We start from the raw sequence: 23857 nt of genomic DNA, 5'->3' as shown, positions 1-23857 counted from the left end.
AACAATGTCCCGTGACAGGGGGATGACCGATTGAACCTTGAGGCACCTCAGACACGAATCAAACTTCGCCTCGCCCTCCCCGCGAATATCAGTCGCATGCGACAATCAGGCGACATGGCGCCGCAGGGGGCGCCGCAGCAATCCTCCCCTCCCCTGGAGGGGGAGGGTCGATCGCGCGCAGCGCGAGCGGGGTGGGGTGATCTCTCCTCTCGGGCACTGTCGGACGCGGAGAGACCTTCACCCCACCCCGTCTCACATTTCGCTGCGCTCAATGTGAGCCGACCCACGGGCGAGCTACTCTCGTCCCGGACCCCTCCAGGGGAGGGTGAACTACCCACACGAGCAGCGCTGAACAGACGAACGCCCGCGCTCCCGCGGACCGCCGCGTCAGTAGAACTTGTGGAAATGATGGATCGGCCCATGGCCCTGGCCGACGCTGAAGCGGTCGGCGGCGCCGATCGCGGCGCTGATCCAGGCCTTGGCGTTGCGCACGGCGTTTTCCAGATCCTCGCCCTTGGCCAGCCCCGCGGCAATGGCCGATGACAGCGAGCAGCCGGTGCCATGGGTGTTCTTGCTGGCGATGCGGGGCGCGGCGAGCCCGATCGTGGTTTCGGCGCCGACGAGATAGTCGATGCTCTCCGCGCCCTCCCCGTGCCCGCCCTTGATCAGAACGGCGCGGCAGCCGAGCGCCAGCAGGCGGCGTCCCTGCCGTTCGATCTCGGCCTCGCTTGCCGCCACCGGCTCGTCGAGCAGAGCCGCAGCCTCCGGCAGGTTCGGCGTGATCACGGCCGCGAGCGGGATCAGCCTGGTGCGCAGTGCGTCGACGGCCTCAGAGGCAAGCAGGCGATCGCCGGAGGTCGCCACCATGACGGGATCGAGCACGACATGCCCCGGCGCCCAGCGCGACAGCGCGGCCGCGATGGCATCGATGCTGGCGACTTGGGCCACCATGCCGATCTTCACCGCGCCGATGTCGAGATCGGAGAACACGGCATCGATCTGTTCGGTGACGAATTCGGCCGGCACCGCGTGAATGCCGGTGACGCCGCGCGTGTTCTGCGCCGTCAGCGCCGTGATCACGGAGGCGCCATAGACGCCGAGCGCGGCAAAGGTCTTCAGGTCGGCCTGAATGCCGGCGCCGCCGCTCGAATCGGAGCCGGCGATGGTGAGCGCGACCGGGGTGGTCATCGCGGGATACATTTGCTTGAGGACGCCGCCATGGCCTGTCCTAGCCCGGCCGTGGCACGCCAGCAAGCAGCCGAGCCGCGGCGAGACGTGATTCGCCAACCGGTTGCGCGTCCCGCGAATCAGTCGGCACAGCGCGGGCCGGGGGCCCGCAATGATGCGGGCTTGGAAATGCAACCTCGCCGGACCTTGGTATAGTCTCGCACCTTGGCGTGCTTTGCCGATTGCGTGAGACGTCAGGTGGCGGAACCGTCCAAGCGACACCGTTGTTGCGGGTCGCCCGGCCAGCAAGCCACCTGGAACAGGATCTTGGGGTGGAACGATGTGGGCCTTTTTCGAACGTCTCCTCGACTCGTCCATGCTTTCGCCGCACGGCATCTGCCTGTTGTGGGAGCCTGAGCTGATCTGGCTTCATGTCGTTTCCGACGCCTGCATTGCCGCCGCCTATTTCTCGATCCCGTTTGCCCTCGCCATCCTCGTCACCAGGCGGCGCGACCTCAAGTTCGGCTGGGTCTATTGGGCGTTCGCGATCTTCATCATGGCCTGCGGCCTGACCCATGTGCTGTCGATCTATACGCTCTGGGTTCCGGTCTACGGCATCGAGGGCATCGTCAAGGCCGCGACCGCGGTGGCATCCGTGGTCACGGCGGGCGCGCTCTGGCCGCTGTTGCCGAAGATCCTGACGATCCCCTCGCCGTTCGAGCTGCGACAGGTCCAGGCCGCGCTCGAGGAGGAGGAAACCAGGCGCCGCGATGCCACGCTCCTGCTGCAGCAGGTCCGGGACGCCCAGCGCGCGATGCGCGAGAGCGTGGCGCGTCTCACCGCGATCGTCGAAACCGCGGTCGACGGCGTCATCCTGTTCGATGCGCAGGACCGCATCCTGCTGTTCAATCCGGCCTGCGAGCGCTTGTTCGGCTACCGTGCCGACGAGGTGATGGACCGGAAGGTCGGCATGCTGATGCCCGACGCCGATGCGGCGCGTGATGGCCAGGCGAGGCATTTCGAGACCGGCGGCGAGGCCATCGGCCTGCGCAAGGACGGCTCGACCTTTCCGGTGGACCTGTCGGTGGGGCAGGCGCGACAGGACGGCGAATTGATCTTCGTCGGCATCGTCCACGACCTGACCGCGCGCAAGCTGACCGAGCGGCAGCTTCAGCAGGCGCAGAAGATGGAGACGGTGGGTCAGCTCTCCGGCGGCATCGCGCACGATTTCAACAATCTGCTGACCGTCATCATCGGCAATGCCGAGCACCTGAGCGAGCAGCTCAAGGAGAGGCCCGACCTCAGGCGCTTTGCCGACGACATCTGCCAGTCGGGCGAACGGGGCGCCGAGCTCACGCAGCGGCTGCTCGCCTTCAGCCGCCGCCAGCTGCTCCAGCCTCAGACGATCGATTGCCGGAGCCTGCTCGACTCCATGTTCAAGCTGCTCAAGCGCACCTTGCGCGAAGACATCGAGATCAGGACGACCTCCGGGCCCGGCACGATCCTGGCCTTTGCCGATCGCGCCCAGCTCGAATCCGCCGTGCTGAACCTGGCGCTCAACGCGCAGGATGCCATGCCATCGGGAGGACATCTGATGCTGAGCACGGAGTTGGCTGCGATCGACGACGATTATCGCGCCCTTCACCCCGAGGTCGCACCCGGCAGCTACGCGTTGATCTCGGTCACCGACGACGGCGAAGGAATGGCGCCTGATGTCACCGCACGCGCCTTCGAGCCGTTCTTCACCACCAAGGAGGTCGGCAAGGGCTCGGGTCTCGGCCTCAGCATGGTCTATGGCTTTGCAAAGCAATCAGGCGGCCATGTCTCGATCTACAGCGAGGCAGGCCTTGGAACCACGGTCAGGATCTACCTGCCGCGCGCGAACACCGGACAATCACATCCCGATCTTCCAGACGGCGAGGACACGGCGCCGCGCGGCTACGAGACGATCCTGATCGCCGAGGACGATCCGTTCGTCCGCTCCTCCGTCATTCGCAGGGTGGAAGCTCTCGGATATCGCGTCGTTGCCGCGGTCAACGGCAAGGACGCCTTGCAGCAGCTGCGGAGCGATCCCAGCATCGACTTGCTGTTCACCGATATCGTGATGCCCGGCGGCATGAGCGGCTGGGAGCTCGCCGATCAGGCGCTGCGGGTTCGTCCCGGCCTGCCGGTCTTGTTCACCTCGGGCTACGCGCTGGAGACCCTGGTCGAGCAAGGCCGCGCGCGGGCACAAGCCATCGTGCTGACCAAGCCCTATCGCAAGGTCGAGCTCGCCCAGCGGCTCAGGGATGCATTAGCCGCGGCGGTGGTCCCTTCCTAGAACGGCGTGCACCTCGGACGACCCAGCAAGTTCGCTTGCTAAATCCGGCTGGTTTTGGCCTATTAGCCGCCAGATACGCTTTCGGAGTGCCCGCGATGGTTCCTTTCTTCGTTCAGATCAAATGCAAGCTCGGCCAGTCCTATACGGTGGCCAACGCGCTTGCCGAAGCCGAGATCGCCTCCGAGATCTACTCCACGGCCGGTCAATACGACCTCCTGGTGAAGTTCTATGTCGACAAGGACACCGACATCGGCCATTTCGTAAATGAGAAGGTGCAGGTGCTGCCGGGCATCCAGGACACCCTCACCATCATCACCTTCAAGGCATTCGGCACGGGCTAGCGCCGGCTGCGCTAGCCGCCCTCCTTGCGCCTGGGCGGTGTCGGTCCCTGCACCGGTGGCAGCGACTTCAGATATGCGGCCATCGCGGCGCGATCTTCTGCGGTCAGTTGCGCCATATTCTTGATGACCGGCCGCATCGCACCCGAGGCGCTGTCGCCCTCGGGCATGTCGCCGGTCTCGAGGAAATCGGCGATATCCCTCTCACTCCAGCTACCGATGCCCTGCTGCGTGATGTTCGGCACCCAACCCTCTCCTTCCGGATTGGGGCCGCCGGCGAAGCGCTGCGCCGTGACGATGCCACCGAGCAGATTGCGCGGGCTGTGGCATTCAACGCAATGGCCGAAAGCGTTCACGAGATAGGCCCCGCGATTCCATTGCGGCGAGCGTGAAGCATCCGCGACGAACGGTCCGCTGTCCATGAACAGCAGTTTCCAGATGCCGACACTGCGTCGGATATTGAAGGGAAAGGGCAGTGCGTGGTCGCGCACTCTGCCGGACACCGGCGGCAGCGTCTTCAGATAGGCGAAGAGATCGCGGACGTCATCGATCCCTGCCAGATGATAGGACGTGTAGGGAAACGCCGGGAAGTAGTGCGTGCCCGCGGGCGAGATGCCGCGCATCACGGCGTTGACGAAATCAGCCTCGCTCCACCGGCCGATCCCGTCGGTCGGATCAGGAGAAATATTGGGGGCGTAGAACGTCCCGAACGGCGAGCCGAGCGCCAGGCCGCCGCCGAGCCGCAGGCGATCGGGCTGGTTGGGCACCGCATGACAGGACGAGCAGCCGCCGGCGTTGAACAGCTCCTGCCCGTTGGCGAGATCGGGGTTGCGTGTCGGCGCCGGCAAGGCCAGCGCCGCCGGAGCGGTCAACCACCAATAGAGGCCGAACGCCGCGACGGCGGTGATCAGCGTAGCGAGAATCGTTTGTCGCAGCATTCAATCATCCCATCGTGAGCGCGCGACCTTAAGTGTGATGCCGCGCCCGATCCAGCCACGAATATTTTAGGTGGTCCGGCTGTAATGCGGGAATAAACCGCATGACGTACTGTTTGAAGGTTGACAGCAATCAGGCGTCAACAGGGAGAGACCCATGACCAAAGCCGTTTTTGCCACACTGGCACTCGGAGCTGCCGTAGTGTTCGCCGGACCGGCCAGCGCGGAGAAACTGAAGGCGACGCTGGACGGCAAATCCGAAGTCCCCGCCAACACCAGCAGCGCCACCGGAACGGCCGAGCTCAACTATGACGCTGCGAGCAAGAAGCTGTCGTGGACTGTCAGTTATTCCGGGCTCTCCGGCCCTGCCACTGCCGCCCATTTCCATGGTCCCGCCGAGGCCGGCAAGAACGCCGGCGTCGCGGTCGCGATCCCGAACGCGACGGCGAGCCCGGTCAAGGGCGAAGCGACGCTCACGGACGCGCAGGCCGCCGACCTGCTCGGCGGCAAGTACTACATCAACATCCACACCGCGGCGAACCCGGGCGGCGAGATCCGCGGTCAGGTGACGAAGTAAGCGTCAAGGCTGCTTCGTTGCGCGAAGGCCGGACGCAGGAGGAGGCGCCCGGCCTTTTCGGTTCTTAAGCGGTTGAACTTCGTAGCCCCGAATGAGCGAAGCGACATCCGGGACGGACTATCAACTCGGATAGATTCCCGGATTTCGCTTCGCTCATCCGGTCTACACACTTTTCCATTCCGGAGGCGCTCAAGCCGCGTTCAGCGCCTGTGTGAGATCGGCGATCAGGTCCGACGGGTTCTCGATCCCGATCGATAGCCGGATGGTGGAATCGAGGACGCCGATCTTGCGGCGGATGTCGGCGGGAACACCGGAATGGGTCATGGTTGCCGGCAGGCTCGCAAGCGATTCCGTTCCGCCGAGGCTCACCGCCAGCTTGAGGATCTGCAGCGCGTTGAGAAATCTGACCGCCGCCTCCTTGCCGCCGACGATGTCGAAGGAGAATGTGGATCCAGCACCGAGACACTGCCTCGCGAAGGCGCGGCCGGCCGGCGAAGCCTCCACGTGATGGCCGAGGTAGTGGACCTTGGCGACCTTCGGATGATCGCGCAAGAAGTCCGCCACGAGGCGCGCATTGTCGTTGGCCTTCTCCATCCGCAGGCTCAGCGTCTCCAGCGAGCGGTTGATCATCCAGCAGGAATGCGGATCGAGCTGGGTGCCGATGGCGCCGCGCAAGGCCTTGATGCCTTTCATGATCGTCTTCGAGCCGAGCGCGGCGCCCGCGATCAGGTCGGAATGACCGCCGACATATTTGGTCAGCGAGTACAGCGACAGGTCCGCGCCGTGCTCGATCGGCCGCTGAAACACCGGTCCGAGCAGCGTGTTGTCGCAGGCGATGATCGGGATGTGTCCCTGCGCCTTTCCGATCGCATCGGCAACGCGGCGGATCATGGCGATGTCGACCAGGCCGTTGGTCGGATTGGCAGGCGTCTCGATCAGAATCATCGAAACCCGTCCCTTGCCCATGGCCTCCTCCGACGCCTGCTTGACTGCCGTCTCGTCGATACCGTCGGCAAAGCCGACGGCGCCGATCGACAAACGCGCGAGCGTGTTCGTCAGCAGGGTTTCGGTCCCGCCATAGAGCGGCTGGGAGTGCAGAATGACGTCGCCGGGGCGAACGAAGGCCAGGATCGTGGTTGCGATGGCCGCCATGCCGGATGAGAACAGCGCACAACTCTCGGTGCGCTCGTAGATCGCGAGCCTGTCCTCGACGATTTCGCTGTTGGGATGATTGAAGCGCGAATAGACGAGGCCTGCGCCCATGCCTTCCGGCGGCTCGCGCCGGCCGGCGACGTAATCGAAGAAGTCCTGGCCGTCCTCGGCGGTCTTGAACACGAAGGTCGAGGTCAGGAACACCGGCGGCTTGATGGCGCCTTCCGACAATTGCGGATCATAGCCATAGGTCAGCATCAGCGTTTCCGGATGCAGCATATGGTTGCCGATATGGGTCTTCGACGGGAACGGTTTTACCATGGCCTGCCTCGCTGTTGGTTCAGCTGCCGCCGCGCGTGGAACTCCAGACGTCGTGAGGCTGTCGGAGGAAGCTGCGCTACTTGCATCAACGCCACGGCCGTTCGCGCAAAGATAACCGCTCCGACAGCGATCCGTCAGGCCTTGCGGACAGAATTTCTACCGCGCAGCGAGTCGCAGCCACACAAAAGCGGCTGCCTTCGCAACCGCTCTTTCCGAATTCCTGGTCGCCCGGTTATTTCAACTTCACGCGATAGGTTTCGTGACAATCGTTGCAGCGGTCGTTGATCGCGGTGTAGGCGGCCTTCAGGCTCGCGACATCGGTGATCTTGCCTTTGACGTCGGCGATCGCCTTCTGCACCGGCGGGATCTTGGAGTCGAAATCGGCCTTGTTCTGCCAGACCTTCGGGGAGGCGCCATAGGTCGCGTTGACGACATCCTGCTTGGGATTGACCTCGAAGGTCTTGGCGATCTTGGCAACATCGGCCTCGATGCTGGCGATGGCCTGATCGGCGGCCTTCTTGTCGAAGGGGATATCGCCCTTCGTCATCTTCTGGATGATGCCATACTGGTTCTTGGCGATCGAACGCATGAGATTGTCCTGCTGGACGGCAATCTCCTGCTGCGCCATGACGGCGCCCGCGCCCAGCACGAGGGCGCCCGCGACAATCATCGTCCGTTTCATTGGTCCGTTTCTCCGGCTCTCGAGACGTTCAGGGAATGAAACTTCACCGGCTTCACGTGAAGCCGGGCCCCATCATGGGTAGACCCCCGCGCGGCGCGTTTATTTCCGTGCGCGCGGAGATCGGTTCACAGGCTGTGGCGGCGGTGATGCTCGTTGATCGCGATCCACACCCGCTCCGGCGTTGCCGGCATGTCGATGTGGTCGATCTTGTATTCGCGCCAGAGCGCGTCGACGATGGCGTTGACCACGGCCGGGCAGGAGCCGATCGCGCCGGCCTCGCCCGCCCCCTTCACCCCCAGCGGATTGGTCTTGCAGGGGACGTTGTGGGTCTCGAACACGAAGGCCGGCCCGTCCGCCGCGCGCGGCAGCGCGTAATCCATGTAGGTGGCGGTGATGAGCTGGCCGTCGGTCGGCCCATAGACCACCTGCTCCATCAGCGCCTGGCCGATGCCCTGCATGGCGCCGCCATGCACCTGCCCGGCCAAAAGCAGCGGATTGAGCGTCTTGCCGAAATCGTCGACGATCACGTAGTTGACGATTCTGATGATGCCGGTGGCCGGATCGATCTCGACCTCCGCCAGATGTGTACCGTTGGGATAGGTGCCGTCGGCGCTGGCGAAGGTCGCGCTGCCGTTCAGCTTCGACGGATCGGCGCCGGGCCGCTTGGCGAGGTCGGCGAAGGAGATCGAGCGGTCGGTGCCGGCGATCCGGATCACGCCGTCGGTGATCTCGAGGTCGCCCGCGCTCGCTTCCAGCGCCTGCGCGGCGAGCTCCTTGAGCTTCTTGCCCAGATCGCCCGCAGCACGTTCCACGCAGACGCCGCCCGTGGGAATCGAGGCCGAGCCGCCGGTGCCGAGGCCGGTCGCGATCTCGTCGGTGTCGCCCTGGCGGATATGCACGCGGTCCGGCGGCAGGCCGAATTGCTCGGCGACGATTTGCGCATAGGCGGTCTGATGGCCCTGCCCGCTCGATTGCGTGCCGATCAGCACGGTGACGTCGCCATTGGGATCGAGGCGGACGTTGGCCGTCTCCTCACCCATCACGCCGCAAATCTCGACATAGCTCGCAAGCCCGATGCCGCGGATCAGGCCACTCTTCTTGGCGGCCTTGGCGCGCTTGGGAAATTCCTTCCACTCGGCGATCTCCATCGCGCGCTTGAGATGCGCGGCGAAGTCGCCGGAATCATAGACCTTGCCGGTGGCGGTCTTGTACGGCAGCGCCTTCGGCGGAATGAAGTTCTTGCGACGGATGGCGTCCGGCGTCATCTCGAGTTTTCGCGCGCAGGCATCGACGAGGCGCTCGATGACATAGGCCGCCTCGGGCCGGCCCGCGCCGCGATAGGCGTCGACCGGCACGCTGTGGGTGAAGATGGTGCGCACGCGGCAGTGGAAGGCCTGGATGTCGTAGAGGCCCGGCAGCATGCCGGCGCCGCCATGCGGGATGTAGGGCCCGAAGGTCGAGAGATACGCGCCCATATCGCCCATCAGGTCGCAATCCATCGCGAGGAACTTGCCGTCTTCAGTCAGCGCCATCCTGGCGGTGGTGACGTTGTCGCGGCCCTGCGCGTCGCCCAGGAAATGCTCGGAGCGGTCGGCCGCCCACTTCACCGCCTTCTTCAGTTGTCGCGCGGCAACCGCCATCAAGGCATATTCCCGGTAGGGAAACAGTTTCGTGCCGAAGCCGCCGCCGACATCGGGGCAGATCACCCGCATCTTGTCGGTGGGGATGTTGAGCACGTTCTGGCAGAGGATGTCGCGCAGGCGATGGCTGCCCTGGCTGCCGACGGTCAGCGTCAGATGGTCGCGCTTGGCGTCGTATTCGCAGACCGCCGCGCGCGTCTCCATGAAGCTCGCGACCACGCGCGGATTGACGATGGAGATCTCGGCGACCGCATGCGCCTTGGCAAAGGCAGCTTCCGTCGCGGCCTTGTCGCCGATCGAGACGTCGAACAACACGTTGCCGGGCTTGTCGGGCCAGACCTGCGGCGCGCCTTTCTTCACGGCGTTGACGACGCCGGTCACCGACGGCAGCGGCGACCATTTGACCTCGATCGCCTCGATCGCGTCGCGGGCCTGGTCGATGGTCTCGGCGACCACGAAGGCGATGGCATCGCCGACATGGCGCACCTCGTCCTTGGCGAGGATCGGGTAGGGCGGGCCGGTGAAGGGATCGGTCTCGAGGTTGAACAGGCAGGGCAGATTGCCGAGATCCTTGACGTCGTCGGCGGTCAGGATCAGCGCGACGCCGGGCAAGCCGCGGGCACGGCTCACATCGATGGTGTATTTGGCATGCGCATGCGGCGAGCGCAGCACCAGGCAGCGGAGCGCGGCCTGCGGCGCATAATCGTCGGTATAGCGGCCCTTGCCGCGGATGAGCGCGTCATCCTCCTTGCGCAGCACGCTTTGGCCAACGCCGAACTTGATGGGAGCCGCCATTCTCTTTTCCCGTTCTCATGGTTGTTTTGCGAACCATATTGCCGTGGAAAAACCGGCAAGGCAAACGGGTTTAGCCAGGCGCGTAGGTCGCAGGCCGTGAAAGCGCCGCGCACTCGTCACCACGGCATCCAGATTGCGCCGCGAAACAAGACCGCAGCCTGAGGGCCCGCCAAGAGCGGGCGTCTCGAAGAATCGGCCGCGGAGACGCAGCCCACCAAGCCCCTTGGCAAGTTACTTCCCACCGCGCCCCCACGGATCCATCGCGCGATCTCTCAGCCTGTCGAGAGCCCTTGCAGATGTGAAGTAATCGATCTCGCCACGCGGCAGGCCTCCAGAGGCGAGCCATTCGCCCCGGCGCATTCGTCTCTGGAAATTCGCCTGGTCACACCGCGAAGAGAAGCGCCAGCAGCAGATTGGTTTTGCTTCCCCGGCACACACCCAGATACAGTGCTTCGGCGAATGTCATGGTGAACCAACGCTCTTCCGAGTATTTCGGCGTCTTGCCACTTATTGGAGGACTTGCCACGCGGGTCTCGTTCGGCAAGACTGCTCGCATTTCAAGTACTTGTTTGAAAGGGTGTTCTCATGCCCGAAACATTGGAAGTCCTATTGTGGTGTGCCGCGCTGGCGACGTGGCTGATGCTTTTCTTCGGGATCATGGCCGAGCGCTTGAAGCCTCTCTCGAGATTCCTTGGCCATCTGCTCCAGGTTGCGTTCAGGCTTAGGGCGAAGTGACGCAATAACGGCCTCAAGGGCGCGGTTTGGCAGCTGCCAAACTGGCAGAGCTGCGCCTCGCGCCGATGGCGCAAGGACGAACTGACCAACGCGCGCGCACATCGTGCGGCCGCACACCTCTCTCAGCTCTGCGAGGGGGCGACGATGCTTGGCTCGACGCAAGTTCAGGCAAGTTCAAGTTCAGGTAAGTTATTTGCTATCACGCAGAGAGAGGCTGAAACGAACACGATGCTAGCCTGCCAGCCTCCGATCGAGGGAGAACCGCCCCGCTCCTGTGACCAGGATCAACAAAGCGCCCCCCGCTATCGAGATATTCTTCAAGAAATTGTTGTACTGCCCAATCTGTTGCGGACCGGCGGGATATTCCCAGTAACGATGCGCGATTGCGGTGGCCGAGACTACAAATACGAAGACCAAAATTGCGCAGTAGCGCGTACCAATGCCGAGTATCAAACCAGCCGATATCAGTATTTCCACCGCAACGGTAACCGTCGTGAACAGCTCGGGCACTGGAAGGTTCAGCGACCGAAAATAGCTCACTGAGCCGCTGAAGTTGGTAAGTGCTCCGTACACGCTGCCAACAAAAACCCATGCAAGCAGGATGCGGCCGATCAGGATCAGCAGGTCGGCATTGCTGGTGGCGAATTCGTCGATCCGAGATGTGGGCGGGAGAGAGCGGAACGGCATGGTCAATGCCTCATCGCGTGTTTGCCTGAGGGCGGCACCTGGAACATCGTAACACGATCGGCGAACCGCATGAAGGGCTCCCGGCGGGGCGCATGATGCGCTGTAGATGCCTAAAGCATGATCCGGAAAAGTGCGAAGCGGTTTTCCGGAAAGATCATGCGTAATCAACAACCTAAGCGCGATGACGATTCATCCAAATCTCATCGCGCTTTAGTGTCTCCTAGCAAGCAAACGGTCCGACCGCTCATGGACTTGGCTTCCGGGCGCTTGTCCGGCGCGATGATGACGGGGTAGGAGTGCTGGCCTTCGGTATGGGCCTAGCCGCGGACCAGCGAGACCAGCCAGCTCCGGCCGAACAGCACGAGGATCGAGAGCGCGTAAACGATCGTGCCCCCGACGGCCAACAGGACCAGCATCAATTCGTCCCGGAAGTGCATCGAGCCCAGCCAAGAACCGCCAAAGCGCGCGATCAGCCAGAACGCCGCGGCGAGGATGATCCCGGTCAGCAGGAATTTGCCGAGCGACATCAGCCAGGCGCGGTCCGGCACGAGGAAGCCGCGCCGCACAGCGAAGAACAGCACAAGCAAGAGATTGGTCCAGACGCCGATGGCGGTCGCGAGCGCGAGGCCGATCTGGGCGAGCGATCCCATCAAGGCGACCTTCAGCGCGACGTTGACCGCGATGCCGGTCAGCGACGCGCGCACCGGCGTTGCAGTGTCCTTGCGGGCATAGAAGGTCGCGACCGCGCTGCGGATCAGCACGAAGGGGATGAGGCCGATGGCATAGGCCGCGAGCGTGGCGCCAGCGGCGGCGGCATCGGCCTTCGAGAAGGCGCCGCGGGCGAACAGCGCGCGCATGATCGCGTCCGGCACGGTAATGAAAGCCGCCACGAACGGTATCGAGAACAACAGCGTGAAATCAAAGGCGCGGCGCTGTGCCTTCATTGCGCCGTCATGGTCGTTGGCCGTGATGCGCCGCGACATCTCGGGCAGCAGCACGGTGCCGATGGCGATGCCGATGACGCCAATCGGCAATTGATTGAGCCGGTCGGCATAGTACAGCGCCGACAGCGCGCCGGCAGGCAGAAACGTCGCGATGATCGTGTCGGCGAACAGCGCGACCTGCGTGCCCATCGAGCCCAGCGTCGCAGGCCCCAACGCCTTGAAGAAGCCGCGGACGTCCTCATCGAGCTTGAGCGGCGCAAAGCGCGGCAGCCCGCCGTGGCGGGCGAGATCGCCCGCGAGCAGGAAATATTGCAAAAAGCCGGAGATGAGGACGCCCCAGGCCGCGGCATGGCCCGCGGTCGGAAACCAGACGGCAACCGCAAGCGTCATCATCATCGCGACGTTGAGGAAGATCGAGGCGGCCGCAGCGCTGGCGAAGCGCTGCATCACGTTGAGCATGCCGCCATAGAGCGTCACCAGCGTGATCAGCAGCAGATAGGGGAAGGTGATCCGCGTCAGCTCGATCGCGAGCTTGCGCTGTTCGGCGTCCTCGGAGAAGCCCGGCGCGAGGATACTCATGGCCTGCGGCATGAACAGCCAGGCGCCGACTAGCAGCACTACCTGCGAGGCCAGCAGCAGCGTGAAGATGCGGTCGGCGAACAAGTGGGCTGCCGCCTCGCCCTTCTCACCATGGACATGCGCATAGGCCGGCACCCAGGCGGCGTTGAAGGCGCCCTCGGCGAAGATCGCGCGGAAATGATTGGGCAGCCGCAGCGCCACGAAAAAGGCGTCGGCCACCGGCCCGGCACCGAGGATCGCCGCGAGCATGATGTCGCGGGCAAACCCCGTCAGCCGCGAGAGCAGCGTGTAACCACCGACCGTGAAGATGCGTCCGAGCATGCGGACTCTTCTAGAGGCTTATCGGGCAGAGGTCGATTGCATCTTGCGATCAGCATGGTGTCCAGCGGATGGATGGGTAACAAAACAGACCGGATGGATGGGTAACAGTCGTTCATGGTTCGGTCCGCTGCGGCGCTGCGCTAGCGCAGCGCCGCAGCGTTGATGTTTTTTGGTCGATGATGCCGATCGGCACGTTGAAGAAACGTACTTGCCATTGCCCGTCAGCGGCTTCCTCCACGGCAACGGTTTCCCCAGCGAGAGCGCTGCAGAGATGGATGAGATCGCCGCGCCATTTGATCTCGCCATTGGAGCGAACCTGGCGCACCGCCGCTTCGACCGGATAATCCGGCTCCGGAAGCCGACTTGGCATCGCACGAGGAGAAGCGTGGTAGGCGCTGGCAGGTGGACGCTGCCCAAGTGCCTCGTGCGGCCGTTCTTCGTTGTAGTCGCGCACAAATGCTGCGAACCGGCGGGCTTGCGCGGTCTTGGTCGGCGGCGGTGGCCGCATGGCTTCCAGAAGCGTGAGGTGAAAACGCTCGTGTCGGCCGTTCTGCTGCGGATGGCCAGGATCAATTCGTTCATGACTGATGCCAAGCTTGATCCACCATACCGACAGCGCCGTCAGACCGGTGGTTCCGGTTGAGGCGAACGGCGAGCCGTTGTCGGAACGGATGATCTGCGGCAAGCCGTGCTCGCGAAACGCCCGCTCCAGCAGCGGTTGGCACTCGGCATATTGCGTGCTGCCCGTCGCCGCCAGGCTAATCAAATAGCGGCTGAAGCCATCGGTCACCGTGAAGGGCTCAACGCGAGATCCGTCGCCCAGCCGGATCCAGCCCTTGTGATCGAGAGCCCATACATGGTTGGCATGCTGCGGCACCGTCAGTTGTCCCATACGCGGCGGCGCTCGTCGCCGGACCCGACGGCTGCTGACCAGTCCCGCCCGCTTGAGAATCTCGCCCGCCGTCGAGGCCGACGGCCAATCGACATCCCCTTGGCGAGCCTCAAGCTTGCTGACGATCTTGCGCGGTCCCCAGCTCGGCCGCTCGAGCCGCAGCCCAACGATCGCATCCACAATGTGCTGCGGCGTCGCTCGCCCATGCACCCGCGCGGCGTGGGAGCGATCGGCAAGTCCTCCAGGTCCCTCCAACCGGTAACGATCCAGCCATTTGTAACCGGTCTTGCGGCTGATCTCGTATCGCTCGCAAAGCTCCGTCATCGTCCACAAGCCGGTTCGCTGTTCCGATATGAAGCTAATCCGCTGGTCCATTGCACAGCTCTCTCGCCAAGGCATCGGCTGATCCTCCAGCCGATAGAGAACTGTTACCCATCCATCCGGTCTACTGTGTTACCCATCTATCCGGTCTGGACAATGGCTGCGCCCCCTCCCCTTGCGGGAGAGGGCAGCGACGCTGGTAGATACAAACTCAATCGGGTGAGGGGTATCTCTCAGAGCATACCGTGCGGAGAGAGACCCCTCACCCGTCTCGCCGCTTTGCGGCGAGCCACCTCTCCCACAAGGGGAGAGGGTAAGATCAGCCCGCGAGCGCGCCGCGGACGGCGGCGATGATTCGCTCCTGGTCGGCTTCGGTCAGGTAGGCGTGCATCGGCAGGCTGATGACGTTCTGCGACAGGCTCTCGCAACCCGGCAATCCGCCCTCGGCGACCGGGTACTGCTTGTAGGCGGTCTGCTGATGCATCGACTTGCCGTAATAGATCGCGGTCGGCACGCCCTGGGCTTTCAGCGCGGCGGCAAAGCCGTCGCGGTCGGTGCCTTTGGGCAGGCGGATCGTGTACTGCGCCCAGACCGAGGTGTTGCCAGCTGCAAGGCGCGGCACGGTCACCACGTTGCTCAGGCCCCGCGCGTAGCGCTCCGCGACCCGGTTGCGGGCGGCGATCTCGTCGTCAAAGATCTTCAGCTTCTCGATCAGGACCGCGGCCTGCATGGTGTCGAGCCGGCCGGTGAGGCCGAGGCGGACGTTGTCGTATTTGTCGACCCCCTGCCCGTGCACGCGGATGCTGCGCAGCGTGGCCGCGAGATCGTCGTCATCGGTGAAGATGGCGCCGCCGTCGCCGAAGCAGCCGAGCGGCTTTGCCGGGAAGAAGCTGGTCGCGGTGGCGTGCCCGAGCGTGCCGAGCCTGCGGCCCTTGTAGCTCGCGCCAAAGCCTTGCGCGGCGTCGTCGAGCACGAACAGGCCTTCGTCCCTGGCGATCTCGGCGATGGCGTCGTGATCCGCAGGCTGGCCGAACAGGTCGACCGGAATCACCGCAACGGGCTTGAGGCCGGCCTTGCGGGCGGTCGCGATGCCGCGCTTGAGCGACTCCGGGCTCATGTTGAAGGTCGTCTCATCGACGTCGACATAGACAGGCGTAGCACCGGTCCGCGCCACCGGCGAGGCCGTCGCGATGAAGGTGAAGGACGGACACAGCACGGCATCACCGGGCCCGACATTCTTCGCCATCATCACCATCAGGATCGCATCGGTGCCGCTGGCGCAGCCGATCACGTGCTTGGCGCCAGCGTAGGCCGCAAGCTGCTTCTCGAGCTCGAACACCTCGGGTCCATTGACGAACTGGCAATGATCGAGCACGCGCTTGACGGCCGCATCGAGCGAGGCGCCGAGGCGGCGGCGCTGCGAGGCGACGTCGATGAAGGGAATGGGCTCGGGACGCAGATGCTGGTTCATGACCTGATTCTTGGCGCCTTCTTGAGTGGTCGACATGGAGAAGAGATCAGCCGGCGACGCGGCGCGGAGCCTTGCGGGCGGGCGCCGTCGCGGCCGGACGCGAGGGTGTCTCGAGGCACTGCGTGGCGATCTCGAGGCTGGCGACGCCTTCGTCGCCCGTCACCGCCGGAGCTTCGCCGTTGCGCACTGCCTTCAAGAACGCGATCAGCTCGGCGCGGAGCGGCTCGTCGTGGCCAACAGGCAGATGCCGCATCGAATAGCTGCCGTCCGGCTTGAAGCCGAAGCACTCGGTGACCTGGCGCGTGAGCAGATCGCCCATCACGTACTTGCCACGCGTCGCGACCGTGACGCTGCGCGCCTTGAACGGCGTCAGCCAGTTGGTGTTGATGTGGGCGAGCACGCCATTGGCGGTGCGGAACTGCAACAGCGCGATGTCCTCGCGCTCGGCGACCGCGCTCGACAATTGCGGCTGCACCTCGACGATGTCGGATTCGGTGAACCAGCGGATCAGGTCGATGTCGTGCACGGCGAGGTCGATGACGACGCCGACATTGGACATGCGCGGCGGGAACGGGCCGACGCGCGTGATCGCGATGGAGAGAATGTCCTCGCCCGCGATCGCCTGCTTGACGGCGGCGACGGCCGGATTGAAGCGCTCGACGTGGCCGATCATCAGCGTCACGCCGGCCTTTTGCGCGGCGGCGACGATCTCGCGGCCCTCCTCCACCGTCGACGCGATCGGCTTCTCGACCAGCACGTGGATGTTCTTGGCGATGCAGGCGAGCGCGACCTCATGATGCAAATGGGTCGGCGCCGCGACGGTGACGGCATCGACGCCTTCGGCGAAGAGCTGGTCGAGCGTCTCGAAGCTTTCGCAATTGGCAAGTTCCGTGGCCCGCGTGCGATGCGCCGGCGAGGGATCGACGACCCCGACGAGGCTGACGCCGGGAAGACCGCTGAGCACGCGCGCATGGTTGCTGCCCATCACACCGGCACCAATGACGCCGACGCGCAAGCCGGCCTTTGCCGGTGCAGACCCTTTGGAACTCATCTGAGCAAACCCCGATTCAACGCAAATCCCCGGGCCGCTTCTAGCACGGACGCCACATTTGTGGCGAATGCCGCCCTTGCGGGCAGGACACGATTTGATTCAAAAAGTTACACGTTCCCCGGGCCTTAAGCCGAAAAAGATACCGCTTCTCGGCCCGGGTCGCGTGATTCGGAGTTTGCTGGTTACGACCTTTGATAGTCGTCTTCAATCCGGATGATGTCGTCTTCCCCGAGATAAGAGCCGGTCTGGACCTCGATCAGTTCCAGCTGGATCTTGCCGGGATTCTCCATCCGGTGGACGGCGCCCATCGGGATGTAGATGGACTCGTTCTCGTGCACCGTTTTCACGGCCTCGTTGACGGTGACCTGGGCCGTGCCCCGCACCACGATCCAGTGCTCGGCACGATGGTGATGCTTCTGTAGCGACAGCCGCCCGCCCGGCTTCACCACGATGCGCTTGACCTGGTGGCGCTCGCCATTGTCGACGGACTGATAGCTGCCCCAGGGCCGGTGCACCTTCAGATGCTCCTCGGTGACCTTCGGTGCGACCGCCTTCAGCTTCGTCACCAGGCGCTTCAGACCGTTGGCATCCTTCTGGCGCGAGACCAGAACCGCATCGGCGGTGGCGACCACGACGAGATCGTCAACGCCTTCGAGCGCGACCAGCGCGGAATCCGTGGTGACGTTGCAGTTGCGGGAATCCTCGAACACCGCGGTGCCGTGCGCGGCGTTACCTAGCGCGTCCTTTTCGGACAGCTCCCACACCGCGTGCCAGGAGCCGACGTCGGACCAGCCGCACGACACCGGCACCACGGCGGCGCGCGCGGTCTTCTCCATCACCGCATAGTCGATCGAGATCGCCTTCGCGGCGCCGAACGCCTCGGGCTCCAGCGTGACGAAGCCGAGATCGCGGCCGGCATTGTTGACGGCGCTGGCGACGGCCTCGACGCTTCCCGCATCGACCCTGCGATATTCGTCGAGCAGCATCGTGGCCGGGAACATGAAGTTGCCGCTGTTCCAGAGATAGCCCGAATTGACGTAGTCGGATGCCTTCACCGCGTCCGGCTTCTCGACGAAGCGCGCAACCGCATGCACTTCCCCGGAGATCGGCTCGCCCGGATTGATGTAGCCGTATTCGGTCGCCGGCCGCTCCGGCTTCACGCCGAAGGTGACGATGCGCCCGGTGCTCGCGGCGGCAAGGCCCTCGCGGCAGGCGCCGACGAAGGCGGCATTGTCCTGCATCACGTGATCGGCCGCGAGCGCGAGCACGATGGCTTCACTGGCGCGGTTCTGCGCGAACGCCGCGCCTGCCGCGATCGCAGGGCCGGAATCGCGCCGCATCGGCTCGAGGATGACGTCGGCCTCGATGCCGATCTCGGCCAGCTGCTCCAGCACCATGAAGCGATAGGAGGCGTTGGTGATGACGATCGGCCGGTCGAACAGCGAGGGATCGGACACGCGCAGCAGCGTGTCCTGGAATGTCGAGCGCGTGCCGAACAGCGGCAGGAATTGCTTGGGGCGCACCTCGCGCGAAGCGGGCCACAGCCGCGTGCCGGCACCGCCGCACATGATCAGGGGGATTATGCGTTTGTCCATCGTGATCTCAAACCTTGAAGTAGTCCCGATACCAGGTGACGAAATTATGGACCCCATGCTCGATCGGCGTTGACGGTGCAAAGCCGGTGTCGCGCATCAAATCCTCGACATCCGCGAACGTTTCCAGCACATCTCCCGGCTGCATCGGCAGCAATTCTTTGATCGCCGTCCGGCCCAGCTCCCGCTCCAGAAGACCGACGACGTGCATCAGTTCCTCCGGATGATGATTGCCGACATTGTAGAGCTTAAACGGCGCATTTGCGGCAGCCGGATCGTCCGCTGGCACGAGATCGATCAGCTTCGACACTACGCGCGTCACATCGTCAATATAGGTGAAATCGCGGCGCATCTTGCCATGGTTAAAGAGCCGGATCGGCTTGCCGGCCATGATGGCGTTCACGAACAGAAACATGGCCATGTCGGGCCGGCCCCACGGGCCGTAAATGGTAAAGAAGCGCAGCCCCGTGACCGGCAGGCGATAGAGATGGCTGTAGGACTGCGCCATCACCTCGTTCGCCTTCTTGGTCGCGGCATAGAAGCTCACGGGGTGATCGGTGCGGTCCGCAACCGCAAATGGCAGTTTTGTGTTGGCGCCGTAAACGGAGGATGACGAGGCGTAGACGAGATGACGACAGCCGTTGTTGCGGCAGCCCTCCAGCACGTTGAGAAAGCCAACAAGATTGGAATCGGCGTAAGTCTGCGGTTGCTCGATCGAGTAGCGCACGCCGGCTTGCGCCGCGAGATGCACGACTTTGGCAAAACGATGTCGCGCAAACAGCGCCGCCATCGTCGCGCGGTCAGCGAGATCGGCCTCGACGAAAGAGAAGCGGGGCTCGCCCCTGAGCAGCGCAAGGCGCGCTTTCTTCAGCGCCGGATCATAATAGCTGTTGAGATTGTCGAGCCCGACGACGGCACGGCCTTCGCCCAGGAGCTGCCGGGCGACGTGAAAGCCGATGAAGCCGGCGGCACCCGTGACCAAAATCGCCTGATCCGTCATCCTGTTCCCTGGGGATCCCTTGCTCGATCCTGTTTAGCCGCCAGCTCGATGGGCCCGCAATAGGCTCGCCGCTCCTCACGAGGGCTCCTCACGGCGTCCTTAACGACGGCTATTGCAAGATCGGCGCCAAGACCATACCAAAGCGGCCGAATTCGGCGCCTCGCGTCGGGTTGCCTCAAATCTTCGCAAACCCTGTTCATGCGGGCGAGATGCGCCGAATCCTGTTGTCGACGGCCAAAATCCTGATTTCCGCGGCGCTGCTCTACCTGGCGCTACGCAAGGTCGACCTGTCCGAACTGTTCTCGCGCTTCAGCGTGACCAGCCTGTTCTGGATCGGCGTCGCGATCGCGGTCACGTTCCTGCAGATCTTCGTCGGCGTGCTGCGCTGGCGCGAGATCAGCGCCGTCTGCGGCGCCCCGCTCGAGCTCGGCCGCGCCATGCGCTACAACGTGATCGGCTCATTCTTCAACCAGACCCTGCCGTCGGCGATCGGCGGCGATGCGGTCCGGCTGTGGCTGGTCGCGCGCGCAGGCGCCGGCTGGCGTGCGGCGACCTACTCGATCTTCGTCGACCGCGCGATCGGTCTCATCGCACTCGCGATCGTGATCGTCGCAAGCCTGCCTTGGAGCTACACCCTCATCACCGATCCGCACGGGCGCTCGGCGCTGCTGCTCATCGATCTCCTGGCGCTCGCCGGCGGCGTCGGCTTCCTGATATTCGGCGCGCTGAAATGGCGCTGGCTAAAGACCTGGTGGGCGACGCATCACATTCACGCCTGTGCCGTGATCGCCAATCGCGTGATCTTCAGCCGCACCCGCGGACCCGTCATCGCAATCCTGTCGGTGCTCGTTCACGTGCTGGCCGTCGTGATCGCCTGGTGCGTCGTGCAGTCGATTGCGGCCCCGGTTCGCTTCAGCGACGTCTTTCTGCTCGTGCCGCCGGTGATGCTGATCACGATGATGCCGATCTCGATCGCCGGCTGGGGCGTGCGTGAAGCCACGATGAGCCTTGCGTTCGGCTTCGCGGGACTTGCCCCCAACGAGGGCGTCAACGTCTCGCTGCTGTTCGGCGCCGTGTTCTTCATCGTCGGCGCATTCGGGGGCCTCGTCTGGATCCTCAGCGCGGAGAAAGCCGCGCAAGGGTCGGCTCCGATCGGAGTGCCCGAGTGAGCTCGGCCGCCGATGCGCTCGCCGGCGCGCCCTTGCTGCTTGCCGTTGCAATCGCCGCGCTGGTCTCGGCGCTCGTCACCTGGACCAGCCGCCCCCTGCTCCAGCGCTACGCACTGGCGCGGCCGAATGCGCGCTCCTCACATCGTATTCCGACGCCGCAGGGCGCGGGCATCGCGGTGATCGCCGCGACCCTGGTCGTCGCCTCGCTCTGGGGGGCCTCGGCCAATGTCGCGATCCCGCCGGCGCTGGTCGCTGCGACGGTCGTGATCGCGCTGGTCGGCTTCGCCGACGACATCGTATCGCTGCCGGTGCTGGTGCGGCTGGTGCTGCAGGCAGCCTGCGTCGGCGCAGTCGTGTTCACCGCGCCCGAGACCGCGCGCATCGTGCCGGCGCTGCCGCTTGCGCTGGAGCGCGGCCTCGTCGTCCTTGCCGGTGTCTGGTTCGTAAACCTCGTCAACTTCATGGACGGCCTCGACCTGATGACGGTGGCGGAAGTCGTGCCGGTCACCGCTGCGCTGCTGCTGCTGGGAATGCTCGGGGATCTCCCGTGGCCGGCCGTGCTGATCGCCGCCGCGCTGTGCGGCGCCATGCTCGGCTTTGCGCCGTTCAACCGTCCCGTCGCAAAAGTCTTCCTGGGCGATGTCGGCAGCCTGCCGATCGGCCTCCTGCTCGGCTGGTGCCTGCTGGAGCTCGCCTTTCGGGGACAGCCGGCCGCGGCGCTGCTGTTGCCCGCCTATTATCTTGCAGATTCCACCATCACGCTGTTTCGGCGCATCATCAGGCGCGAACCGTTCTGGTCGGCACACCGCACCCACTTCTATCAGCGCGCAACCGACAACGGGTTCACGGTCAAGCGGGTGGTCGGCGAGACATTCGCGCTCAATCTCGTGCTGGCATTGCTCGCCATCGCCACCGTTCGCGCCGCTTCGATGACGATCACCATCGTCTCCCTGCTCGCGGGCACGGGCGCGGTCGCACTCGTGCTGCGGCGTTTCTCCCGCGCTCAGGCGTCCTGAGCCGACAGCGCGCGCCGCAACCCCTCGTCCAGGGAGACCTCCGGCTGCCAGCCGGTCGCGAGCGCCTTGGAGATGTTGAGCTCGAGCGAGCCGATCAGGCTGTCAAGCGTATCCTGCCGGCCCATCACGCTGAGCAGCGTCGAGAGCAGCCTCGGCGGCATGCCGAACAACCGCGGGCGCTGGCCGGACGCAGTGCCCAGGCGCCTGATGAACTCGGGCGTCGAGACCTGTTCCCTGTCGGCCACCAGGAATATCTCGAAATTGCTGGCGGGATCGGGATGGCCGAGCCGGCGCAGGATGAACGACGACAGGTTCTGCACGGCAAGGAAGGCGCGCTGGTTGCTGATCGCCGCAAAGGGCAGCGGCAGCCCCAGGCTCACCGCGCGCGTCAGCAGCGCGAAATTGCCCTTGGCACCGGCGCCATAGACCAGCGGCGGCCGGATCACCGTGATCTTGATGTCGCTGTCGCGCGCCAGCGTCCTCAGGCCTGCCTCGGCCGCGGCCTTGGACATGCCATAGAGACCGCGCGGCGTCAGGACGTCGTTTTCGCTGAACGGCGCGCGGCCTTCATTGGTGCGGCCGTGAACGAGAACGGTGCTGATGAAGATGAATTGGCGCACGCCGGCCGTCGCCGCGCAGCGCGCCAAATGCAGCGTGCCGGCGATGTTGACATTGCGGTAGAGCTGGACCGCGTGCTCCTCGTGCTTGTGGTGCACGCGCGCGGCGAGATGGATGACGGCGTCGACGCCGTCCAGCGCGGCCCGCCAGTCGGTCTCGGGACCGATCGATTCGATCACGACCTCGCCGTCGACACCTTCCGGGCTGCGGATCGCGCGTCGGACCGACCATCCCCCGCGCGCGAGCGCCGGCACGAGATGACGGCCGAGGAAGCCGCTCGCTCCCGTCACCAGCACGACCGGTTTACGCTCGCTCATCGCTGCTCCGAAAGGTCCGGGTTGCGCAACAATTCGTCGATCAGCGCGGCATAGGCGTTCATCGCGGTCGTCCTGTCGAACCGGGACGCCGCCTTTACCGCGCGCGCCGCGATGGTGTCGTCGTCGGAACGGAACGCGGCGCGGATCGCTTCGGCGAGCCGGTCGGCCCGACCCGGCGGCACGACCCAGCCGAGCCTGCTCTCCACGACCGTCAACGCGGCCTCGGCCTCCGGCTCGGACACCAGCACCACGGGACGGCCGACCGCCAGCAGATTGTAGAACCGGCTCGGCACCGACACTCCCGCAACGTTCTTCCGGTACGGAATGATCCAGAGATCGGCGGAGGCCAGAAACGCTTCCAGCTCGGAATCCTCGACGCGCCCGACAAAGGAGACATTGGACAGGTTCGCCGCCGCCTGCAACTGTTTCAGCCGTTCGAAGCCGACGCCCCATCCCGACAGCAGGAAGTGAATGCCCGCCTCGTCCTTCAGAAGCCGCGCCGCTTCGAACACGATCTCCGGATCATGGGTGAAGCCGAGATTACCCGACAAGCCGACGATGAAGCGCGCGGAAATCGCCTTGCGGAATGGATTGTCCGACGTGACCGGCCGCGGCGCGGGCACCAGCGTCGCCCAGTTCGGGATGAAGCGGATCTTGCTCCGCCTCATCCCGGAATAGCTGAGCAGCGGCCGTTCCGCGTCTCGGCCGATGGTGACGACGGCATTGAGCGCGCGGAACATCAGGCTGTTGGCGGCGCGCATCGTCCGTGTCACGAACGAGCCGGGCTTCAAGAGGCCCGCCATCACCAGCACGTCGGGAAAGAGGTCGTGCATGATCAGCGCCGACCGCGCGCCCCTGACCCTTGCCGCCGCCGCCACCGCATAGGGCAGCATGAACGGCGCGGTGACCGTGAGCACGACGTCGCCCCGCTTCAGCTCGCGGATCAACGCAAAGAATGTGCGCGCCGCAAACAACAGCTCGGAGACTCCGCGCCGCACCAGCGCCGCCTTGCCCGTTATCCGGTTTTTGACCATGACGACGCGCGGCTTGCCCGGACCAGTCTGCGCGGCCGGCAGCGCGCCCGGCGAGCCCGAGAGCACGACGACCTCGTGGTCTTCAGCGAGACGGCACGCTATCTCGGCCATGATCGCCGCAGTGGTGCTCGGGTCAGGCGGATAATGCTGGCTCGCGACGACGATCTTGCCTCGAGGCTGCAT

General features: G+C 64.7%; 20 protein-coding genes. 5 read left to right on the top strand and 15 right to left on the bottom strand.

Annotation, left to right across the window (positions count from 1 at the left end; genetic code table 11):
- Positions 1-387: 387 nt before the first annotated feature.
- Positions 388-1188 (bottom strand): bifunctional hydroxymethylpyrimidine kinase/phosphomethylpyrimidine kinase, encoded by an 801-nt coding sequence (thiD, locus tag ACVIIV_RS19370; RefSeq protein WP_456745587.1) that lies wholly within the window; start codon positions 1186-1188, stop codon positions 388-390.
- A 355-nt stretch (positions 1189-1543) separates the two neighbouring features.
- Here thiD and ACVIIV_RS19365 point away from each other — a divergent pair, with 355 nt between their 5' ends.
- Both ACVIIV_RS19365 and ACVIIV_RS19360 read left to right on the top strand, forming a co-directional pair.
- Positions 1544-3487 (top strand): PAS domain S-box protein, encoded by a 1944-nt coding sequence (locus tag ACVIIV_RS19365; RefSeq protein ID WP_456745586.1) that lies wholly within the window; start codon positions 1544-1546, stop codon positions 3485-3487.
- Between the two features lie 95 nt (positions 3488-3582).
- Positions 3583-3828 carry an Lrp/AsnC ligand binding domain-containing protein gene (locus ACVIIV_RS19360; RefSeq protein ID WP_018642903.1) on the top strand — a complete coding sequence of 82 codons (246 nt, stop codon included), beginning with the start codon at positions 3583-3585 and terminating at the stop codon, positions 3826-3828.
- A gap of 11 nt (positions 3829-3839) precedes the next feature.
- On the opposite strand, the gene ACVIIV_RS19355 is transcribed toward ACVIIV_RS19360, so the two are convergent.
- Positions 3840-4763, bottom strand: a complete 924-nt coding sequence (locus ACVIIV_RS19355) for a c-type cytochrome (RefSeq protein ID WP_456745585.1) — start codon at positions 4761-4763, stop codon at positions 3840-3842.
- 154 nt (positions 4764-4917) lie between these two features.
- Here ACVIIV_RS19355 and ACVIIV_RS19350 point away from each other — a divergent pair, with 154 nt between their 5' ends.
- Positions 4918-5337, top strand: coding sequence for a CHRD domain-containing protein (locus ACVIIV_RS19350; protein ID WP_456745584.1), 420 nt, complete (start codon positions 4918-4920; stop codon positions 5335-5337).
- Positions 5338-5526: 189 nt separating this feature from the next.
- On the opposite strand, the gene ACVIIV_RS19345 is transcribed toward ACVIIV_RS19350, so the two are convergent.
- From ACVIIV_RS19345 to ACVIIV_RS19295, 11 genes are all read right to left on the bottom strand, one after another.
- A complete protein-coding gene (locus tag ACVIIV_RS19345; protein ID WP_456745583.1) occupies positions 5527-6810 on the bottom strand; it encodes a cystathionine gamma-synthase family protein in 1284 nt (427 codons plus the stop codon).
- Positions 6811-7042: 232 nt separating this feature from the next.
- The gene (locus ACVIIV_RS19340) at positions 7043-7492 is read right to left on the bottom strand and encodes a cytochrome c (RefSeq protein ID WP_456745582.1); all 450 of its coding nucleotides are present in this window, start codon (positions 7490-7492) and stop codon (positions 7043-7045) included.
- Positions 7493-7617: 125 nt separating this feature from the next.
- Positions 7618-9927 carry a xanthine dehydrogenase family protein molybdopterin-binding subunit gene (locus tag ACVIIV_RS19335; protein WP_456745581.1) on the bottom strand — a complete coding sequence of 770 codons (2310 nt, stop codon included), beginning with the start codon at positions 9925-9927 and terminating at the stop codon, positions 7618-7620.
- A gap of 382 nt (positions 9928-10309) precedes the next feature.
- Complete coding sequence (locus ACVIIV_RS19330; protein WP_456745580.1) at positions 10310-10471, bottom strand: hypothetical protein; 162 nt, start codon at positions 10469-10471, stop codon at positions 10310-10312.
- A 422-nt stretch (positions 10472-10893) separates the two neighbouring features.
- A complete protein-coding gene (locus ACVIIV_RS19325) occupies positions 10894-11349 on the bottom strand; it encodes a DoxX family protein (protein ID WP_456748776.1) in 456 nt (151 codons plus the stop codon).
- Positions 11350-11666: 317 nt separating this feature from the next.
- Positions 11667-13193, bottom strand: coding sequence for a murein biosynthesis integral membrane protein MurJ (murJ, locus tag ACVIIV_RS19320; RefSeq protein WP_456745579.1), 1527 nt, complete (start codon positions 13191-13193; stop codon positions 11667-11669).
- Positions 13194-13305: 112 nt separating this feature from the next.
- The gene (locus ACVIIV_RS19315; RefSeq protein WP_456743006.1) at positions 13306-14460 is read right to left on the bottom strand and encodes an IS481 family transposase; all 1155 of its coding nucleotides are present in this window, start codon (positions 14458-14460) and stop codon (positions 13306-13308) included.
- Between the two features lie 265 nt (positions 14461-14725).
- Positions 14726-15913: a DegT/DnrJ/EryC1/StrS family aminotransferase gene (locus ACVIIV_RS19310; protein ID WP_456745578.1), complete on the bottom strand. Its 1188-nt coding sequence runs from the start codon at positions 15911-15913 to the stop codon at positions 14726-14728.
- A gap of 10 nt (positions 15914-15923) precedes the next feature.
- Positions 15924-16928: a Gfo/Idh/MocA family protein gene (locus ACVIIV_RS19305; RefSeq protein ID WP_456745577.1), complete on the bottom strand. Its 1005-nt coding sequence runs from the start codon at positions 16926-16928 to the stop codon at positions 15924-15926.
- Positions 16929-17110: 182 nt separating this feature from the next.
- Complete coding sequence (locus ACVIIV_RS19300; RefSeq protein ID WP_456745576.1) at positions 17111-18523, bottom strand: mannose-1-phosphate guanylyltransferase/mannose-6-phosphate isomerase; 1413 nt, start codon at positions 18521-18523, stop codon at positions 17111-17113.
- 7 nt (positions 18524-18530) lie between these two features.
- The gene (locus tag ACVIIV_RS19295; protein WP_456745575.1) at positions 18531-19520 is read right to left on the bottom strand and encodes an SDR family NAD(P)-dependent oxidoreductase; all 990 of its coding nucleotides are present in this window, start codon (positions 19518-19520) and stop codon (positions 18531-18533) included.
- 209 nt (positions 19521-19729) lie between these two features.
- Here ACVIIV_RS19295 and ACVIIV_RS19290 point away from each other — a divergent pair, with 209 nt between their 5' ends.
- Both ACVIIV_RS19290 and ACVIIV_RS19285 read left to right on the top strand, forming a co-directional pair.
- On the top strand, positions 19730-20689 hold the full coding sequence (locus ACVIIV_RS19290) for a lysylphosphatidylglycerol synthase transmembrane domain-containing protein (protein WP_456745574.1): 960 nt from the start codon (positions 19730-19732) through the stop codon (positions 20687-20689).
- Positions 20686-21705, top strand: coding sequence for an MraY family glycosyltransferase (locus ACVIIV_RS19285; protein WP_456745573.1), 1020 nt, complete (start codon positions 20686-20688; stop codon positions 21703-21705). Before ACVIIV_RS19290 ends, ACVIIV_RS19285 begins: the two co-directional genes overlap by 4 nt.
- Here ACVIIV_RS19285 and ACVIIV_RS19280 read toward each other — a convergent pair.
- Together ACVIIV_RS19280 and ACVIIV_RS19275 are read right to left on the bottom strand one after the other, a co-directional pair.
- The gene (locus ACVIIV_RS19280) at positions 21693-22640 is read right to left on the bottom strand and encodes an NAD-dependent epimerase/dehydratase family protein (RefSeq protein WP_456745572.1); all 948 of its coding nucleotides are present in this window, start codon (positions 22638-22640) and stop codon (positions 21693-21695) included. The two genes, ACVIIV_RS19285 and ACVIIV_RS19280, sit on opposite strands and share 13 nt — an antisense overlap.
- Complete coding sequence (locus tag ACVIIV_RS19275; protein ID WP_456745571.1) at positions 22637-23857, bottom strand: glycosyltransferase family 4 protein; 1221 nt, start codon at positions 23855-23857, stop codon at positions 22637-22639. The genes ACVIIV_RS19280 and ACVIIV_RS19275 overlap by 4 nt, the downstream gene beginning before the upstream one ends.

The organism is Bradyrhizobium sp. USDA 4354, assembly GCF_054060315.1.
This window is presented reverse-complemented; position numbering and strand designations above follow the sequence as displayed.

Excerpts from the sequence above, each read along its gene's own strand:
- thiD (WP_456745587.1), bottom strand. The coding sequence starts at position 1,188 with ATGACCACCCCGGTCGCGCTCACCATCGCCGGCTCCGATTCGAGCGGC.
- ACVIIV_RS19365 (WP_456745586.1), top strand. The coding sequence starts at position 1,544 with ATGCTTTCGCCGCACGGCATCTGCCTGTTGTGGGAGCCTGAGCTGATC.
- ACVIIV_RS19360 (WP_018642903.1), top strand. The coding sequence starts at position 3,583 with ATGGTTCCTTTCTTCGTTCAGATCAAATGCAAGCTCGGCCAGTCCTAT.
- ACVIIV_RS19355 (WP_456745585.1), bottom strand. The coding sequence starts at position 4,763 with ATGCTGCGACAAACGATTCTCGCTACGCTGATCACCGCCGTCGCGGCG.
- ACVIIV_RS19350 (WP_456745584.1), top strand. The coding sequence starts at position 4,918 with ATGACCAAAGCCGTTTTTGCCACACTGGCACTCGGAGCTGCCGTAGTG.
- ACVIIV_RS19345 (WP_456745583.1), bottom strand. The coding sequence starts at position 6,810 with ATGGTAAAACCGTTCCCGTCGAAGACCCATATCGGCAACCATATGCTG.
- ACVIIV_RS19340 (WP_456745582.1), bottom strand. The coding sequence starts at position 7,492 with ATGAAACGGACGATGATTGTCGCGGGCGCCCTCGTGCTGGGCGCGGGC.
- ACVIIV_RS19335 (WP_456745581.1), bottom strand. The coding sequence starts at position 9,927 with ATGGCGGCTCCCATCAAGTTCGGCGTTGGCCAAAGCGTGCTGCGCAAG.
- ACVIIV_RS19325 (WP_456748776.1), bottom strand. The coding sequence starts at position 11,349 with ATGCCGTTCCGCTCTCTCCCGCCCACATCTCGGATCGACGAATTCGCC.
- murJ (WP_456745579.1), bottom strand. The coding sequence starts at position 13,193 with ATGCTCGGACGCATCTTCACGGTCGGTGGTTACACGCTGCTCTCGCGG.
- ACVIIV_RS19315 (WP_456743006.1), bottom strand. The coding sequence starts at position 14,460 with ATGGACCAGCGGATTAGCTTCATATCGGAACAGCGAACCGGCTTGTGG.
- ACVIIV_RS19310 (WP_456745578.1), bottom strand. The coding sequence starts at position 15,913 with ATGTCGACCACTCAAGAAGGCGCCAAGAATCAGGTCATGAACCAGCAT.
- ACVIIV_RS19305 (WP_456745577.1), bottom strand. The coding sequence starts at position 16,928 with ATGAGTTCCAAAGGGTCTGCACCGGCAAAGGCCGGCTTGCGCGTCGGC.
- ACVIIV_RS19300 (WP_456745576.1), bottom strand. The coding sequence starts at position 18,523 with ATGGACAAACGCATAATCCCCCTGATCATGTGCGGCGGTGCCGGCACG.
- ACVIIV_RS19295 (WP_456745575.1), bottom strand. The coding sequence starts at position 19,520 with ATGACGGATCAGGCGATTTTGGTCACGGGTGCCGCCGGCTTCATCGGC.
- ACVIIV_RS19290 (WP_456745574.1), top strand. The coding sequence starts at position 19,730 with ATGCGCCGAATCCTGTTGTCGACGGCCAAAATCCTGATTTCCGCGGCG.
- ACVIIV_RS19280 (WP_456745572.1), bottom strand. The coding sequence starts at position 22,640 with ATGAGCGAGCGTAAACCGGTCGTGCTGGTGACGGGAGCGAGCGGCTTC.
- ACVIIV_RS19275 (WP_456745571.1), bottom strand. The coding sequence starts at position 23,857 with ATGCAGCCTCGAGGCAAGATCGTCGTCGCGAGCCAGCATTATCCGCCT.